This window comes from Hymenobacter sp. (assembly GCF_031398885.1).
In the GTDB taxonomy this organism is placed as follows: Bacteria; Bacteroidota; Bacteroidia; order Cytophagales; family Hymenobacteraceae; genus Hymenobacter.
Genome location: NZ_JANNOD010000063.1, coordinates 16,907 through 33,029 on the forward strand (window position 1 = coordinate 16,907; position 16,123 = coordinate 33,029).

Here is a 16,123-nt window from a genome sequence, read left to right on the forward strand (position 1 = left end):
AGCCTGGTCGGGCCGGGCGTACCCCGTGGGCCTGCTGTCGTAAGAGAATTTTGCCAATGACTGAACATTCTCGCATGAGCCGGCCCTTTGCGTGGGGGCGCCGCTGGTGGCCGCTGGCCTTGTTGGGCCTGGCGCCGCTGCTGGTTTGGTGGTGGCCGCGCCGGGCCCCCGGCGCCGCAGTCGCGGAAGCCCAAAGCCATCGGCTTTCGGGGGCTGCCGGGGTTGCTTCAGTGCCCGCCCGCCGCGAAAAGCTGCCGGGCGCTCCTTTCGACAGCACCCGCCTGCGCGGCGTGAGTTGGGTGGGGGGCGACTCCATTACCGCCGCCGACCTGGCCCCGCTGCGCCGCGCACACGTGACCTGGATTGCCCAGATGCCGTTCGGCTGGCAAGCCGGGGCGGCGGCGCCCGAAGTTCGAGTTCGGGAGGAGCGGCGCCCGGGGCACGGGGGCTACTGGGGCGAGGGTGATGCCGGCCTCTTTTGCACGGCGCAACTGGCCCGGCGGTATGGCATCCGCACGCTGCTCAAGCCGCACGTGTGGGTGCGGGGCACCTGGCCCGGCGCCATCAACATGGCCACCCCGGCCGAGTGGGACCAGTGGTTTGCCAGCTACACCAGCTTCCTGCTGCGCTACGCCCGGCTGGCCGAAGCGGCTCAAATGGACGGCCTGTGCATCGGCACCGAGCTGCTGCACGCCACCGAGCCCCGGCACGAGAAGGCCTGGCGCGCGCTCATCCGCCAGGTGCGGCGCGTGTACCACGGCCCGCTCACCTACGCCGCCAACTGGAGCGGGGAGTACCAGCAGATTCGGTTCTGGGACGCGCTGGACTACGTCGGCATCCAGGCCTATTTTCCGCTGAGCACCGCCGAAAACCCGCCGCTCGACTCCTTGCTGCGCGGCTGGCAGCCGCACCTGCGCGCGCTGGCGGCCTGGCAGAAGAAGGTCAAAAAACCCGTGGTCTTCACCGAAATTGGCTACAAAACCACCGCCGACGCCGCCGCCAAGCCCTGGGAATGGCCCGCGCCCACGGCTGCCTTCGCCGCGCCCGACGAGGCCACCCAGGCCCGCTGCTACGAGGCCATGTTCCGGGCCTGCTGGGACCTGCCGTGGCTCAAGGGCCTGTTTATCTGGAAGTGGTATCCCGGCCTGGCCCCCGACGGCCCCGCCCGCCGGCACGCCGACTTCACGCCCCAGCACAAGCCCGCCGAAGCCGTGCTGGCCCGCTGGTACGGCCCCTGATGCTTAAACCTAAGGGCGTGCAGCTTAAATCAGTGGCGCAGCCTTGGCTCAGTGGCGCGCAGCCAAGGCTGCGCGCCACCCACAGGCCCGCACGGCGCGCCACTGAGCCAATCCCGGTGCGTCGCCGTACTTTCGCGTCCGTAATCCAAGGTCAGCCCAGCTAACCCCACCCCTTACCCGTTTTTATGAACATTCACGAATACCAGGGCAAAGAAATCCTGAGAAAATACGGCGTGCGCGTGCAGGAAGGCATCGTGGCCGACACGCCCGAGGAGGCCGTGGCCGCCGCCGAAAAACTGACCGCCGACACCGGCACCAGCTGGCACGTCATCAAGGCCCAAATCCACGCCGGGGGCCGCGGCAAAGGGGGCGGCGTGAAGCTGGCCAAAAACCTGGAGCAGGTGCGCGAAATTGCCGGCAACATCCTCGGCATGCAGCTCGTCACCAAGCAAACCGGCCCCGAAGGCCGCCTGGTGCACAAGGTGCTGGTGGCCCAGGACGTGTACTACCCCGGCGCTTCGGAGCCCAAGGAGTACTACATGAGCGTGCTGCTGGACCGGGCGCTGGGCAAAAACGTCATCATCTACACCACCGAGGGCGGCATGGACATCGAGGAAGTGGCCGAGGCGCACCCCGAGAAAATCCACCGCGAGCACATCGACCCCGCCGTGGGCCTGCAGGGCTTCCAGGCCCGCAAAATTGCCTTCAACCTCGGGTTGGAAGGCGACGCGCAGAAGGAAATGGTGAAGTTCGTGCAGGCCCTGTACAAGGCCTACGACGAAACGGACTCCTCCATGTTCGAAATCAACCCGGTGCTGAAAACGTCGGACAACAAAATCCTGGCCGTGGACGCCAAGGTGACCCTGGACGAAAACGCCCTCTACCGCCACAAGGACTTCGTGGCCCTGCGCGACTTCAACGAGGAAGACCCTTTGGAAGTGGAAGCCAGCCAGAACAACCTAAACTACGTGAAGCTCGACGGCAACGTGGGCTGCATGGTGAACGGCGCCGGCCTGGCCATGGCCACTATGGACATCATCAAGCTCTCGGGCGGCGAGCCCGCCAACTTCCTCGACGTCGGGGGGGGGGCCAACGCCCAGACCGTGGAAGCCGGCTTCCGCATCATCCTCAAGGACCCGAACGTGAAGGCCATCCTGATTAACATCTTCGGCGGCATCGTGCGCTGCGACCGGGTGGCCACCGGCGTGGTGGAGGCCTACAAGGCCATCGGCGACATCCGCGTGCCCATCATCGTGCGCCTGCAGGGCACCAACGCCGAAGAAGGCGCCCGCATCATCGACGAAAGCGGCCTGAAAGTGTCCTCGGCCGTGCTGCTCAAGGACGCCGCTGCCCGCGTGAAGGAAGTGCTGGCGGCCGCGTAGGGGCAAGTTAAAAGTTGAGCCTTAAAAGTTGAAAAGGCCCGTCTGGATTACCAGACGGGCCTTTTTCTGGAAGATTAGCTTGGTACAGGCTAGGCGTTTTGAGCAGCCGGCGCGGCGTTCTTGGGGTCCTGAACCCCGCCTTTGTCGGACACGCCAACGTTCTCGCTGGCCTCCACCGGAATGGCCTTGCCCGTCACGCGCAGCTCCACTTCCATGTTGCCGCGGGTGCCCACCGAGTACGGGCAGATTTTGTGGGCGAAGCGGACCATCTCGATGGTTTTGGCCTCGTCAAATTTCTTCAAGTCCACGTCGAGGATGGCGCTCAGGCCGTAGCCTTCGCCCTCCTGGAACAGCGTGACCGAGCACTGCACCGAGCTTTCCTTGTCGAGGGTGTCGCCGGCGCGCTGGGCCGTGACGAGCAGCGCCTGCTGGAAGCACGAGGCGTAGCCAGCGGCAAACAGTTCTTCAGGGTTGGTAGCGCCTTTTTTACCGCCCAGTCCCTCGGGCACGGACATATCCAGGTCGATGATGCCGGTGGCGGAGCGCACGTGGCCGCTGCGGCCACCAACGGCCGAAGCGTCGGCCGTGTACAGGTTCTTTTTCATAAAGGGAAATTGGGAATGGGGATTTTACCTTAGAAATGGTACCTGGCTTAACTGATTTTGCGCCCGTTGGGTTATGGCTGGGCCGCGTGAGGGCGTAAGAATATGGACGTCATATTTGGCGGCACCCGCTTTTGCGGCTACTTTTGCAGTCCCATCCCAACCCGGCCGCGTCGTACAACGGATAGTATGAGAGTTTCCGAAGCTCTTGATTTAGGTTCGATTCCTAACGCGGCCACTGAAAACCCCGTTTCCACTTTGGAAACGGGGTTTTTAATTTCATGGGGGACGGTATAGGGGACAGTGGGTATTGGCTTGGCATCATAGAGCTTATCGGCAACCTGCCCGGCGGCCTAGAGCAAGTGGCCCACATCCGCCAGCAGGCCCAGCGCCTGCGCGCCCATGGCCACACGTTCCACCTCGACGACACGCCCGGCCTCATCGTCCAGCGGCTGCGCGCCAAGTGCACCCGCTTACACGCCCAGCACCCATTGCGCCTGGTCCTGGTCGACTACGTCCAGCTCATGCGCGGCGACACCAACGGCAACCGCGAGCAGGAAGTGGGCAGCATCAGCCGCGGCCTCAAGGAGCTGGCCAAGGAGCTCAACGCCCCCGTCATCGCCCTCTCCCAGCTCAGCCGCGACGTGGAGAAAAGGGGCGGAGAGAAGCGCCCGCTGCTCTCGGACCTGCGTGAGTCCGGCAGCCTGGAGCAGGACTCCGACTGCATCGTCTTCCTTTGCCCCTAGGGTTGACAATCACTTATAATCAATTACTTATACTTTAAGTAACACGGCTAGTAACAGTAAATTTTCTTTGAAGGGTGCAATCTGATATTCAGTCTGCATCTGACTTTGCTATGACCCTATAAGGGTTCAAGGGCCTATCCCACAACCGACCGCTTGTGGCCGTGTTTGATATGAATATCTCCTTGATAACACGTTGAGAAGAAGAGTTTGCGTTCAGGCTATCCGCGCTGCCGAGCCGATTCTTTGTTGAAGTGGAGTTTAAAAGAGCCTCCAACAGCATTGTTCAGCTTCGGGGCTTCATTGATTTAAGTCAATTATAGGACTACGGAACCTACTTTACACTGCCCGATTGGTTAGCCTGAATGCTTCAACGGCTAGGGTAACTTTGCCAGTTAATTAAATAATTTAAAAATGGCCAGTACTGAAATAGCCATTGTACCACTTCCCAAAATTGGACAGTTTAGCGGAACTGATTAGGTAATGCGCTTATGATTAAATGCAGGGCTCTTAGCAAAGACTTGGCTGCGCGGGCCTTGGTAGGGCCAGCGGGGACAGTGAGTAAAGTACGTGTCTATACTCTGAGGTGGTCTAGGTGAAACGGACAGCGCGAAGTCTTAACTTCCGTTGCCCATGACCGAGAAACTGAACCTTGGCGGCTTGCCCGCCACCCGCAAGAAATATACGCCCGCGTTCAAAGCCGAGTGCGTCCGGCAAGTAACGGCCGGTACCCGGCAAACCGACGTGGCCCGCGCCCAAGGCATTTCGCCGGGCCTGTTGGGCCGCTGGCATCGCCAGGCCCTCGAAGCGGCCGTGCCCAGCAGCGCGGAGCGCGACGAAATCAAGCGCTTGCGGGCGGAGCTCAAGCGCGTGGAGATGGAGCGCGATATTTTAAAAAAAGTCGTGACCAGCGCCCGCTTGAAGCGCGGGCTCTCCCAGCCGCCTCAGTCATGAGCCGCTACCAGTTCATCGGGCACTGCTCCGAACCGTGGCCCGTGCAGGTGCTCTGCCGTGTGCTGGGCGTCAGTTGCGCGGGCTATTATCAATGGCGGGGCCGTGCCCAGCCCACGCCTGCTCCGTGGCAGGCGGCGGCGCAAGCCGCCTTCACGCGCCACGCCCAACGCTACGGCACCCGCCGCCTGCGGGCGGAATTGCGCGCCGAGGGCCATGCCGTGGGGCGCTACGCGCTGCGCTCGTGGCTGCACCGGCACGGGCTGCGGGCCCTGAGCACGCGCCCGTTGCGGCCGCGCACCACCGTGGCCGACCCGGCCGCGGTGGTGGCCGAGAACCGCTTGCTGGGACGGCCAACTCCCACCGCCCCGAACCAGGTGTGGGTCGGCGACATCACCTCCTTGCCGCTGGTCGGGGGGCGCTGGTGTTACCTGGCGACGTGGCGCGATGCCTGCTCCCGCCGGGTCGTGGGCTGGCACCTGGCCGCCCAGATGCCCACCGAACTGGTGCTGCTGGCCCTGGAACAGGCCCTGACGCTGCGCCAACCCGCGCCGGGCTTGATTATTCACGCCGACCGGGGGAGCCAGTACACCAGCGCCGCTTGCCGGGCCCGCATCGCCCAAGCCGGCGCCCTGGCCAGCTTCAGCCGGCCTGGCAACCCCTATGATAACGCCCAGGCCGAAGCCGGCTGGAGCACGCTGAAAACCGAATTACTGCCCGGCGGCAGCCCCTTTGCCTCGCTGGAAGAAGCTCGCTTAGAAGTCGCCCACTACCTCGACACCTACTTTACCCTCGACCGCCGCCACTCCGCCCTCGGCTACCGCTCGCCCCACCAATTTGAACACGAATTCCAAACCAACCTACCTTAGCTCACTGTCCGTTTTTACTGTACCACCCCAGTATATCGACAAATGTTGCAACATGCCAAACGCCACCAAGCCACTTCACGCAAGCAGGTGCGGGCGGACCAAGAGGCTGAAGCGCATAGGCTTCAAGCGCAGGGATTAAGCATCCGGGTGATTGCCGGCCGTTTGGGGGTTCCTAAGACCACGGTACAGAACTGGCTAGGTCGAAAAGAACCGACCCGTTAACGCAAGCATAGTACCGCGTACCGGACGGAAAACGGTACGCGGTACACTGTGCCCCAGCTAATCGGTTAACAGTAGATGAGCCAATGCGGTATAACTGTTTATTTATCACAGTTGACGATACCCAAAAAAGCAAGTTGCAGGCGCATGCCGGAGCGACATAGCATTACACTCTTACTAACTTTCGAATTCAAAACGTCCCACCATTATGTCTGCAACAAAATTCCTTTACCTGATAGCCATTTCATTGCTTTGCATTTCATGTGCTCACAGTAGCACGGATGAAAATAAACACAATAGCACTCAAGATAATGACAATGTTATAGAAGCCTCGTCAGACCTATTCGCTGGTATTAAACCAGCTGAATCTAGTGAGTCATTATTCGTAGGCGATTCCGAAAACAAAGTCAAGATGGTGCTAAAATCAGCAATAATATCAGATACGGCACTTGTTTTAAGACAAAATACTTTTTTTGACAAAGAGTTAAATACCAACGTCAAAATTTATAGTTTATCCCAAGGAGGTGTAACGGGTGAGATTTACCTCGTTGCTAATGACAAGCTACGCAATGCTTTCGCACTTATGGGCAAAATAAAGTCTAAACAAAAAGCAAAATTTATCAGTGCAGTGAAAAAAGATTTTATAACAGTCAAGAAGGGTGTTTTTAAATCTAAGGATTCCTCGAAAAAAGAGTTTGCTGTCTTCTTAATGATAGAAGACATACATAAAAAGAAAATTGCAACAGCAATAATAACAGGTCCAAATTCTAATATCACTGACGATGACCGTCATCAGTATGAAGAAATAATGAAGCAGGCTGTTGGCGAAAAGATTGGCATTAAGACTTCTGTTTCGTTCGTAGAATAATTTCCCCGCGAGCACTAGCGAATCCTTGACGAAAAGCTAATAAACTTAAATTGCCGCAAGCAGTCATGACGTCACAAATCGCTGCAATAAAGTGGCTAAAGCGGGCTTGTTGCGAATTTGACTTAACCTACGGCTGTACCCAATCAAGGTAAATCCTTGTTCGGGAAATTGGGCATATCCGCATTCCGATTCCTTGTCCCATGCCTCCTCTGGGCTGTGTCCTAACAGTTGGCGGACCCAGTTATAAGCTGTTTTCCCTTCGCACAGCACGACTTGCGGCCCAAACAACGCTAGAAACCGCAGTGTCCATTCATTAGACTTACGGTAGACCTTTTGACCCAAATTCTCTTGTCCATCTGCCGTCCGCCCTAATCCGTCGGTCAGTTGTTCCAATTCCTTGGCCTGTGTGGTGCTCAGAAAACAGTAATTCGTTTTCATCGTGTCGCTTGCGAAGACAGCAGCAAGCCCGGCATCGGCAAAGGCCTGTCGGGTTTCCCGGGCCAGTGTGTAGCTGTAAGCAGTATATTCAAAGGGCAATTCCCCCCCCCAGAATGCCGTGTCAATGTTACCCGCCTGCCCATTTCCTGGGTTAATGCCAATGAGCAAGACCCTAGGCCTGGCCAACACCGGACTGAAGAACACACGCCAGCCCTTGTATAATGTTTGTAGCGCAGGATTAGCCGCTACTGCCGCTTCTACTTCGGCCACTAAGGCATTTATTTCGGGGCGGATACGCAGCTCGTATTCTTCTTGGATAAATGGAAGGCTCATGGGAAGGAATCAGTAAGGCTGGCAAAGGCAGTTTAAACCTACGCTTCTTCATTCACATACAACGAGCGGCGGGTTCATTGTCACCTCGCCTGAATAGAGCTGTTACGAAGAGTCTATACTGCTACAGCCTGTTGCTCTGTACCGCGTACCGTTTTCCGTACTGTACACCTTGACAATTGTGCCCTTTGCTGGATTCAAAGCCCTAAAACCCATTTGATACAGCAACAAATGCGCAACCCAAAGCAGTTGCGGCGGCCCCGCCTTGCCGTGCTGCCCAAATTGGTCGTTGATTGCGACTCAGCGGCTTCCACGCCCCCTGACCCTGGCTGCGGGTAGCCGGGGGCTGCGGGGCCTAGGGTGAGCCTTGTTTTGGTTCGCTGCAACCGGTCGCTGCGCTCTTCTGCTACCCAACTGCGTCAGAGGGTTATGCTTAATCATCCGGAGGTATTAGGAGACAGGGGGAGGGGGGAGAGAGGTAAAAGAGGTAAGAGGAGGATTCCTCCCTCCTTCCCAAGCTCCGGACAGCTTCAAAGGCTGTTCTGACAGCAACAGAGCCTACTTAGAAGCCTCGACCCAGCAATAGACTCTGAACGGTGTAAAAGAGGCCCTTCTGGTCTGAACAGAGGCCAAGGAAGGCAAATCAGAGCCAAGAAGGGAAAAACAAGCTGGAAGCGGGCCTTTGACGCCGAAGAGGCCAACCTAGCCAGCAATCAGAGCAAGACCGACGGCCAGCCGGTGGACACAGAAGCGAAGCGGGTGAAGAGGACGGGGCACGGAACGGTGCCCTTTTTCGGCTTTAAGAAGTACGCCTTCCAGCGCACCGAGGGCCTAGCGTTAGGTGTTCTTTACATGCAACCAGCGTTTGAAGAGGGCCTGGAGCAACCTGCTAAACTATGTCCGAAAAAATAGTATTATAATAATTTAATAATTGATTCAACATACATATTATAAAAATGAGAAGCCTAGGTTTCAATTGATGAAGAGCAGGATTAAACAACTCTAACTTGGGAGCACACACAGCACGGCCATTCTATGGCATTTTACTGCCGAACTTCGCAGGACTGAACCCTCTTTTCCACGCATTTTATTCATGGACCGGCCTTACTACTCGCAGCGCAATGGCAACAGGGCCCCACAAGACGGGTTAACACTTGAAGATTTGAAACGTGCTTTTCTTGCTTTTTATAGTGACTTTAAACGAGAGGGTTACTTCCAACAGCACCTAGGGTACGATTGCATCGACATGGGCTTTGTACCTGGTACCGCCGGAGCCGATTTAAAAATTGACATGTTGGTTGCGCTGCGCAAAGCCCATTTGTGGCCTATTGAAGAAAACCTGTCAACATGGACTGAAGATGACCTTTTTGATGTGATTGAGTATTTACACGACCGGGTATCCAAGCCTACGGCGGGGCGCTATCATGAATATAATAGTTGTGGTTGGCATTACGACGAGTTTCATCAACCCAGTGGACGGACAGCCTATCGAGAACGAATGAACCGCGTGCTAGGAGCATACGACCAAGGCTTTGAATTATCTGAAGCCGGAGAAGTGCTGTCCTTGGCTGATGAGGGTCTGAAACCACTGCTGGAAGCCGAACTTCCCCCCTCAACGCACGATAACGTGAGAGGGCCAATGCAAGCGGCCATCAGAAAGTTTCGCCGACACCGTGCGACGAACCAAGATAAGCTAGATGCCATTCGGGATTTAGCAGGAGCCCTAGAATTCATACGCCCACAGGTCAAAAACTTCTTCGATAAGGATGAAGGCGACATGTTCAATCTGGCAAATAATTTTGCCATTCGCCATAATAACGGCAAGCAAAAGGAACGTTACGATACCGATATCTGGTACAGTTGGATGTTCAACTACTATTTGGCCACCCTCAATGCTACTTTAAGAATGGTGGAAAGAGAGTAGGCTTGTGCATACTTTGGCCAATTACGGCCTGTCAACTTCCCACCTGCCACAGTTCATCCCAAATTGGTGGTATAAGCCGGCGTCCGTCGCTGCTGTTGCCCTTTCCAGGGTGCGGGCTGGCCTACTGCCCCGCCCAGCGCCGTGGTCACCTGCACGCTCCCCTTGCCAAAGCGGGTATTCAAGGCGTCCAGCCTCTGCATCAGCCGTTGGGTCCGCGGAAGTAGCGTTAATGACACCCATACGACCTCGCAGCACGGAAGGGGCGCAAAAAAACCCGGCCAGTTGGTCGGGGTCCTCATTGCAGGCGTTTGCTTGGCCGCTTAGTGCTTCACTTCGATGCGCTGGTTGACGAGCTTGCCGTTCTGCTTCATTTGCAGGTTATAAAGCCCGGCCGGCAAGTCCCGCACATTAAAGTTGCCGCTTGCGTCGGCCCGCCGCACCGCTCGGCCCTGGCTGTTGAGCAGGGTCGCATCCGAGGCGCCCTGGGGCAGGGTGAGCGACCCGGAAGTTGGGTTGGGATACGCCGCCGTGCTGGGCGCTTGGCGGAACTCGGTGCAATACGAAAAGTAGGCGCTTCCCCCGCAGAACTGCTAGTAGTAGTGGCGCCGCAAGTATTGGTGGCTGTTACGGTGAACGAGGCGAATTCCCTTGGTGGAGTCCCGGTTTTGATGCGAAACGGGTAGGGACCTTCTGAAGTGGTCTAGGCAAGGCGGACAGAAGAAGGACGTATATTTCTTCTGTTATGGCAGCAAGAACCAGCGGGGCGTCGCCCGACAAACGGCGTAAACTACGACGAAGCTTTTAAGGCCGAGGCCCTGCGCCTGGCCAGCGAGAGCCGCAGTACGCAGGCGGCGGCCCGGCAGCTGGGCATCAGCCCCAAGCTGCTCTACCGCTGGCAACAGGCGCAACTCGTGGCCGAGGTGGGCAGCGTGGAAGTGGCCCGCGACCCGGAAGTGCGCGCCCTTCGGGTAGCCAACAAACGGCTGGCGCAGGAGCTCGATATGTTAAAAAAAGCCTTGGTCATCTTCGGCCAGCCGACCCCGTGAGCACCTACCGCTACATCGCCCAGCATGCCGGCCAGGCACCGGTGCGCCAACTCTGCCAGGTGCTGCGCGTGGCGCCGGCCGCGTACTATGCCTGGCAGCGGCGCCAGCAGGTGCCAGCGGCAGTAGAGCCGGCCTGGCAAGTGGCCGTGCGCGAAGCGTTTGCCAACCACAGCCAGCGCTATGGCACGCGTTGGATGCGCGCCGAAGTGCAGGCCCAGGGCCACGCCGTAGGCCGCTGGCGCATCCGCCGCGTGCTGAAGGCCCACGGCCTACGCGCTCAGCAGCCCCGCTCGTTTGTGCCCCGCACTACGGACTCGAACCCGGCCGTGCGCGCCGCGCCTAACCGCTTGCTCGGCCAGCCGGCCCCCACGGCCCCCGACCGGATCTGGGTCGGGGACATTACCTACCTGCCCCGCCAGGGCGGGGGCTGGCTGTACCTGGCCGTCTGGTTGGACCGCTGTTCGCGCAAAATAGTCGGCTGGGACGTGCGCGATACCATGCCCGAAGACCTCGTGAGCGAAGCGCTCCGCCGGGCCCTCGTGGTGCGCCGGCCCCCGGCCGGGCTTATCGTGCACTCCGACCAGGGCAGCCAGTACTCCGCCACCCGCTTCAAAGACTTGGTCGCCAAAAACGGCGCCCAGCAAAGCATGAGCCGGCGCGGCAACTGCTACGACAACGCCCACGCCGAGTCCTTTTGGAGTCGTTTCAAGGCCGACTTACTCGACGGCGGCAGTTTCCCCGGCTTGGCCGAAGCTCGGCTCGAAATCAGCCACCACATCGCCTATTACAACGCCGAACGACGGCATTCTTCACTCGGTTACCTTGCCCCCAACCACTTCGAAACCCATCTTCAAACAACGTCCCAATTCTGTCCAGTTTAGCTAGACCACCTCACTTTCAAGCTGTACGAACTGCCGGGCCGATTTTTTGTGGAAGAGGAGTTTGACACAGCTTCTAATAAAATCGTGCAGCTACGTAGCTTCATCAGCGCGAGCGGTCCAGAATATTATGAGGCAAACATAGTAGAGTTGCCTGACTGGCTGACCTGAGCGCCTTAAATACTAATTACATTTAACCCTTTTTAAATCATTTAAGAAGAAATCAGAAATTCATGTCCATAAAAATATGATAGACATAAACTAAAGTTTTATTATTATCATGCTTAGTAAGCCCTATTTTCGTACCCGCAAATCTTGGAAATTGATTTGTAATATCTTCAAATGAGCCTTTTAAAATCTCATGCTCAAAATCAATAGTTGGAACGAAGTCTATATACCGCTCCCATAAATCATTAAAATAATTGCTTTTAGAATATATAACCGCGTAATTATTTTTCAGCCCGTTAGGGTCATAGTTTTCTGAAAGCTTTACAAGGTGTTTTGTTATGTAATCCTTTTCTATGCTATCAATAACAAATGCTTCGAAAATCGAAAGTGGCAAGTTATTCTCAGTAAATATTGCAATATCTAATTCACCGTACGAGGTCTGGGTAAGAGATTCACCTCTTTGTGTCTGTGGCTCGGTCTTGTAACCTTTTGCCTTTAAGAGAGATTGAAAATTACTATTGTACTGGTCCTCCTTATTGTTAAGCACTTTGTGTTTGCTTTGGATTTCGCTTGCACACCATATAATGTCGTTAAGCAAGGCTTGCTGAACCTTATTATACCTAATAGCTTGGATGCTCTGCAAATCCTCTAAAACAAGTAAGTCAATAATATCCAGTTCATTCTCAATTTCAGCAAATGATATAAGTAGTCTGGGCACGTTTACAGACTCCTCCAAATAAATGTGTTTTAACAATAAAACTAATGGCCCAGTTGAATCAATGCTACTCTCTAAGAGTTTCACCAATTTGCCTTCAAAAGAATCGCTGAAGAATTTGGCTATCAGATATTTATGGCCAACAGAGTGTTCTTGAAACCAACGTGCGATATACTTTCCAAAGTATTCACTACCGACCAGATAATCCTGCATATGCAGGCCAATCATGGCATATAAATTAATGTATTTCTTATAGTAGCCAGAGTCGAGTATCTTTTCTATTTTTTTGATTTTTCTATCATCTGCATTTTGACCCAAGAACCCCTCAATGGCAATACTTTCTATATTGCCAGTATATCCCGAGGCATCTAACAAAGCTAGTTCATCCACCTTGCCACGAATAAATTTATAAGCAACTATAGCAAGATTATCGCCATTCAACAATCTTGCTCTCAAATTATGTATTAAATCTTCAAGCATCATATAAACCAAAGTGAATTATCGGGCATTTCTATTTCATTAAGATAAAAGCCATTCAGTTCTTTAAGTTTTTCAGCGAAATACGCCATCAGGTGAGGATATTTTATAGTCACTGGCTTACCGGATTTATTATAACTTGTATGCGATATTTCGGCAAACTGATAAATTTGGGCTGCCACATATTCCAAATCAATGATGCTTGATTCTTTATGCACGTTTATTTTTACAAAAGCTGAATTACTTGGCTTTAGACCAATAAAGCCTGACCTATCAGTTAGCCGAACAAAAGCCCCTCTTTTGTTTTGAGCTCTGCCACCTTTAATATCAAACGTAATTTTATCAGAGGTCATATCATAAGTGAAAAACCTGTAGTTATGCCCATCACCAACATGAACGAATGCATACTCAAAGGAATATCTCCTAAAATGCCGAATCGCACTTTTTAATGCTTTAATCTCATTATCCTTACCAGCCGGTTTAAATATATGAAACACCAGATAGACTACTTCATTTACATCAAGTGTGTAATCATCTATACAATTTTGAATTGCTAGTGTAATTATTTTCTCTAAACTCTCCTCATAATTATTCATATTTGTCACCGAGGCAGCCTTGCCGAAGAGGTATTTACCATCACCTCTAAAAACAGAAGTTAAGCCCAGAACAGGCTGGCCATTATTATCCGTGGTGGCACCTATACCTATAACCAATTCATTTTTAGGCTCCTTAGGCTTGATAGTCCACGCCATTCCCCCGAGCTTAGCATATATATTCAACGCTAAATTGTGGTCCGTATAATTAGTGGTGTTCTGCTTTTTATCTATTATAAATTTATTAATCCCCTGTATCTGCACTTCTTGTGTATTTATTCCCTGTTTTATAAATTCAGATTTACAAAAAAAGTATGGAGATTCAGAAGTAGGCAATGCTTCATGCTTTTCATCAATAATGACTACTACTAGGTCGGGACTTGATTTTGATATTGCTACCATCTTCTTTTGGTAAGAGGACAGAGAAATATCTTCAATTAAAAAAGTAGTGTACTTGAAATTCTCTTTTTTAAGCTTGAAAGTATTAATCAATTCATCTTGTATGTGCTTGAAAAACCTTCTAACGTTTTGGTGTTCAGATTCGAGATAGATAATTGATATATTAATTTTTCGGTTTTCAAATTCGTCATACGAGAATGGCTTATTATAACTGATTTTATACCTATTATTATACGAATTTGCAAAAGACGGGTACTTTCCGTTATAAAAATAACATTCCGGAGCAATAAGCACACTATACCCCAAACCGGAAGATGAATCGCTTCGAGAGAATGCTAAGCTTGTTATATCAGCAACTCTCATTTCATTAGGAAATAGGTCAGAATTAATAAATTCAGTAAAATACCTCCCTACAAAGTCATTAATCTCTTTATATTCGTTTTGAATATAATTAAACTTATCAAGTTCAACCTTAAGTTGTGATGCGTAATCAAATGCCTGAGCAAGTCTGAATTTTGACTTAGAATTTATTAGTATTTTTCCTGTTACAGGGCTGATTTTTAAATCATCATATTGAATACCACAGCGCACAAAATCTTCTACACCCCACACCATATCTTCAGAAATTGATGAAGAAATCGACAAGCCAATGATTGTTTTGGAATTGACATTAAAGGGTGAAAAATGCAGATTAAATTTTTTATAGAAAGCTAATCCATTAAACTGGCCACTAAATAAGGGCTCATTCAGTAACGCCACTTCATAAATATGCATCTTCTTACGCACCAAGAAAGAGCTCTTATCATTATAGAACTGCCTCATGAAAACTTCAGACAGTATTTTAATTATTAAGAACAAGTTGTCATCCAAGTTTATAGATATGGCCTTGATATTAGGAATATTTTTAGCACCCCATAAGTAAATCTTATCTCCGGAGTGAACAAAGTAGCTATCAGGGTGAGTCTCCCTCAGGCTACTTAACTGATCTATATCTACAAAATCAATATAATCGACATTGAATGAAGATTCAGAAAGTGTAATATTGAAAAAGTTAATCTCTATCTGTTCCAAAATCTCTTGCTTATTAATGCCTATAATAAATTTTATTGCTCAAGCCTAAAGGTAAGGCATCTATTAGAAGTACTTGTACAGTTCCATAATAAGTTTCGTGGGTATGGATGTAGTAGGGCTTAGGCAAAGACCCTTTTAAGCATTTTACAAACGGACGTTTCTAAACGCGCCAGGTCACTTCACACTTCTTGAACGAACGTTCAAGTCTTGTGAACTATAGCTATCTTTACTCCAAATCGTACTTGCAAGCACTGGAAAGCCATGAAGGAATACGTATCCTATCTCCGCGTTAGTACCACTAAACAAGGTAATTCGGGGCTTGGCCTGGAATCTCAGCGTCAAGCGGTGGAATCTTTCGTAAGAGAAACACCACTCTTAGCTGAATATGTGGAGGTAGAATCCGGCAAGAAAAACCACCGTCCACAGCTCATCGCCGCTATAGCCCATGCAAAGGCGTTGGGGGCTACGCTGCTTATCGCGAAGCTCGATCGCCTCTCTCGGAACGCGAGCTTTATTTTTAAACTGCGCGACACTGGGGTAGACTTTGTGTGCTGCGATATGCCCGACGTCAATACCTTAACGGTGGGCATCTTTGCCGTAATGGCCCAGCACGAACGGGAAATGATTTCCAAGCGAACTACAGAAGCGCTCGCCGCGAAAAAGGCGAATGGGACTAAACTTGGGAAACCAGAGAATCTGACGAGCGCGGCGGCTCAGAAAGGAAGTGCCAACAATCAGCAGAACGCCCATGCCGATGAGAACAACCGCAAGGCCACGGCACACATTTTACTCCTGAAGGAAAAAGGGTTTAATTACCTTCAGATCGCACAGAAATTAAATAATTTAACCTTCAAAACCCGGCGAGGCAAGGCATTTGGTGCCGAACAAGTGAAGCGCCTGTTTCTCCGAGCCACGGCTGAAACAGTTGCCCCAGCAACTGTAAGCAATGAACATCAAACTTATCCTAATCTAACAGACCAGGAACTGGGTCGAGACGTCATCAATCTGTTTTTGCCCGAAATAGATCTAGTAGCAAGCGACGAGGAATGCGCAGCCATGTATCTTCCTGGTCTGGCGGTGGTCTAAGTTAGGATGAAATCCGTATTGCCAGTTATGGTTTACACGCAACACTTCTGCGCCAAATGCGGCAGCGACCAAATTCGGCGCAACGGCCACAGCCAGGGCCACGCGCGGTATCAATGCAAAACCTGC

General features: G+C 52.6%; 14 protein-coding genes, 1 tRNA gene and 3 pseudogenes. 12 read left to right on the forward strand and 6 right to left on the reverse strand.

Annotated elements, in window-relative coordinates:
• The first annotated feature begins 56 nt into the window (after nt 1–56).
• Both RMO51_RS13225 and sucC read left to right on the forward strand, forming a co-directional pair.
• Nucleotides 57–1,238 (forward strand): glycoside hydrolase family 113, encoded by a 1,182-nt coding sequence (locus RMO51_RS13225; RefSeq protein WP_310395346.1) that lies wholly within the window; start codon nt 57–59, stop codon nt 1,236–1,238.
• A gap of 185 nt (nt 1,239–1,423) precedes the next feature.
• The gene (gene sucC / locus RMO51_RS13230) at nt 1,424–2,620 is read left to right on the forward strand and encodes an ADP-forming succinate--CoA ligase subunit beta (RefSeq protein WP_310395348.1); all 1,197 of its coding nucleotides are present in this window, start codon (nt 1,424–1,426) and stop codon (nt 2,618–2,620) included.
• 89 nt (nt 2,621–2,709) lie between these two features.
• On the opposite strand, the gene RMO51_RS13235 is transcribed toward sucC, so the two are convergent.
• On the reverse strand, nt 2,710–3,225 hold the full coding sequence (locus RMO51_RS13235) for an Ohr family peroxiredoxin (RefSeq protein WP_310395350.1): 516 nt from the start codon (nt 3,223–3,225) through the stop codon (nt 2,710–2,712).
• A 163-nt stretch (nt 3,226–3,388) separates the two neighbouring features.
• Here RMO51_RS13235 and RMO51_RS13240 point away from each other — a divergent pair.
• The 6 genes and pseudogenes from RMO51_RS13240 to RMO51_RS13260 all read left to right on the forward strand — a co-directional run bounded on the left by RMO51_RS13240 (nt 3,389) and on the right by RMO51_RS13260 (nt 6,872).
• Nucleotides 3,389–3,460, forward strand: a tRNA-Arg gene (locus RMO51_RS13240).
• 118 nt (nt 3,461–3,578) lie between these two features.
• Nucleotides 3,579–3,959: pseudogene (locus RMO51_RS13245) on the forward strand (DnaB-like helicase C-terminal domain-containing protein); the annotation flags it as partial.
• A gap of 639 nt (nt 3,960–4,598) precedes the next feature.
• A pseudogene (locus RMO51_RS13250) lies at nt 4,599–4,817 on the forward strand (transposase); the annotation flags it as partial.
• Nucleotides 4,751–5,785, forward strand: coding sequence for an IS3 family transposase (locus RMO51_RS13255; RefSeq protein WP_310395365.1), 1,035 nt, complete (start codon nt 4,751–4,753; stop codon nt 5,783–5,785). The pseudogene RMO51_RS13250 and the gene RMO51_RS13255, both read left to right, overlap by 67 nt.
• A gap of 42 nt (nt 5,786–5,827) precedes the next feature.
• Nucleotides 5,828–6,007, forward strand: a complete 180-nt coding sequence (locus tag RMO51_RS22595; RefSeq protein WP_409025044.1) for a helix-turn-helix domain-containing protein — start codon at nt 5,828–5,830, stop codon at nt 6,005–6,007.
• A gap of 205 nt (nt 6,008–6,212) precedes the next feature.
• On the forward strand, nt 6,213–6,872 hold the full coding sequence (locus RMO51_RS13260) for a hypothetical protein (RefSeq protein ID WP_310395351.1): 660 nt from the start codon (nt 6,213–6,215) through the stop codon (nt 6,870–6,872).
• Nucleotides 6,873–6,935: 63 nt separating this feature from the next.
• Here RMO51_RS13260 and RMO51_RS13265 read toward each other — a convergent pair whose 3' ends face one another.
• Nucleotides 6,936–7,643 (reverse strand): hypothetical protein, encoded by a 708-nt coding sequence (locus RMO51_RS13265; RefSeq protein WP_310395353.1) that lies wholly within the window; start codon nt 7,641–7,643, stop codon nt 6,936–6,938.
• 1,090 nt (nt 7,644–8,733) lie between these two features.
• On the opposite strand from RMO51_RS13265, the gene RMO51_RS13270 reads away from it, so the two are divergent.
• Entirely contained in the window at nt 8,734–9,564 is an 831-nt protein-coding gene (locus RMO51_RS13270) for a hypothetical protein (protein ID WP_310395355.1), read from the forward strand.
• 53 nt (nt 9,565–9,617) lie between these two features.
• On the opposite strand, the gene RMO51_RS13275 is transcribed toward RMO51_RS13270, so the two are convergent.
• Nucleotides 9,618–9,863, reverse strand: coding sequence for a DUF4113 domain-containing protein (locus tag RMO51_RS13275; protein ID WP_310395357.1), 246 nt, complete (start codon nt 9,861–9,863; stop codon nt 9,618–9,620).
• Between the two features lie 21 nt (nt 9,864–9,884).
• A pseudogene (locus RMO51_RS22600) lies at nt 9,885–10,076 on the reverse strand (T9SS type A sorting domain-containing protein); the annotation flags it as partial.
• Nucleotides 10,077–10,301: 225 nt separating this feature from the next.
• Between RMO51_RS22600 and RMO51_RS13280 the strand changes: the two are divergent.
• Nucleotides 10,302–10,610 carry a transposase gene (locus tag RMO51_RS13280; RefSeq protein WP_310395367.1) on the forward strand — a complete coding sequence of 103 codons (309 nt, stop codon included), beginning with the start codon at nt 10,302–10,304 and terminating at the stop codon, nt 10,608–10,610.
• Complete coding sequence (locus RMO51_RS13285) at nt 10,607–11,491, forward strand: IS3 family transposase (protein ID WP_310395359.1); 885 nt, start codon at nt 10,607–10,609, stop codon at nt 11,489–11,491. Before RMO51_RS13280 ends, RMO51_RS13285 begins: the two co-directional genes overlap by 4 nt.
• 220 nt (nt 11,492–11,711) lie before the next feature.
• Here RMO51_RS13285 and RMO51_RS13290 read toward each other — a convergent pair whose 3' ends face one another.
• Nucleotides 11,712–12,854: a hypothetical protein gene (locus RMO51_RS13290; protein WP_310395360.1), complete on the reverse strand. Its 1,143-nt coding sequence runs from the start codon at nt 12,852–12,854 to the stop codon at nt 11,712–11,714.
• On the reverse strand, nt 12,851–14,911 hold the full coding sequence (locus RMO51_RS13295) for a Piwi domain-containing protein (RefSeq protein ID WP_310395362.1): 2,061 nt from the start codon (nt 14,909–14,911) through the stop codon (nt 12,851–12,853). Before RMO51_RS13295 ends, RMO51_RS13290 begins: the two co-directional genes overlap by 4 nt.
• A 261-nt stretch (nt 14,912–15,172) precedes the next feature.
• On the opposite strand from RMO51_RS13295, the gene RMO51_RS13300 reads away from it, so the two are divergent.
• Nucleotides 15,173–15,997 (forward strand): recombinase family protein, encoded by an 825-nt coding sequence (locus tag RMO51_RS13300; RefSeq protein ID WP_310395364.1) that lies wholly within the window; start codon nt 15,173–15,175, stop codon nt 15,995–15,997.
• The last annotated feature ends 126 nt before the right edge of the window (nt 15,998–16,123 follow it).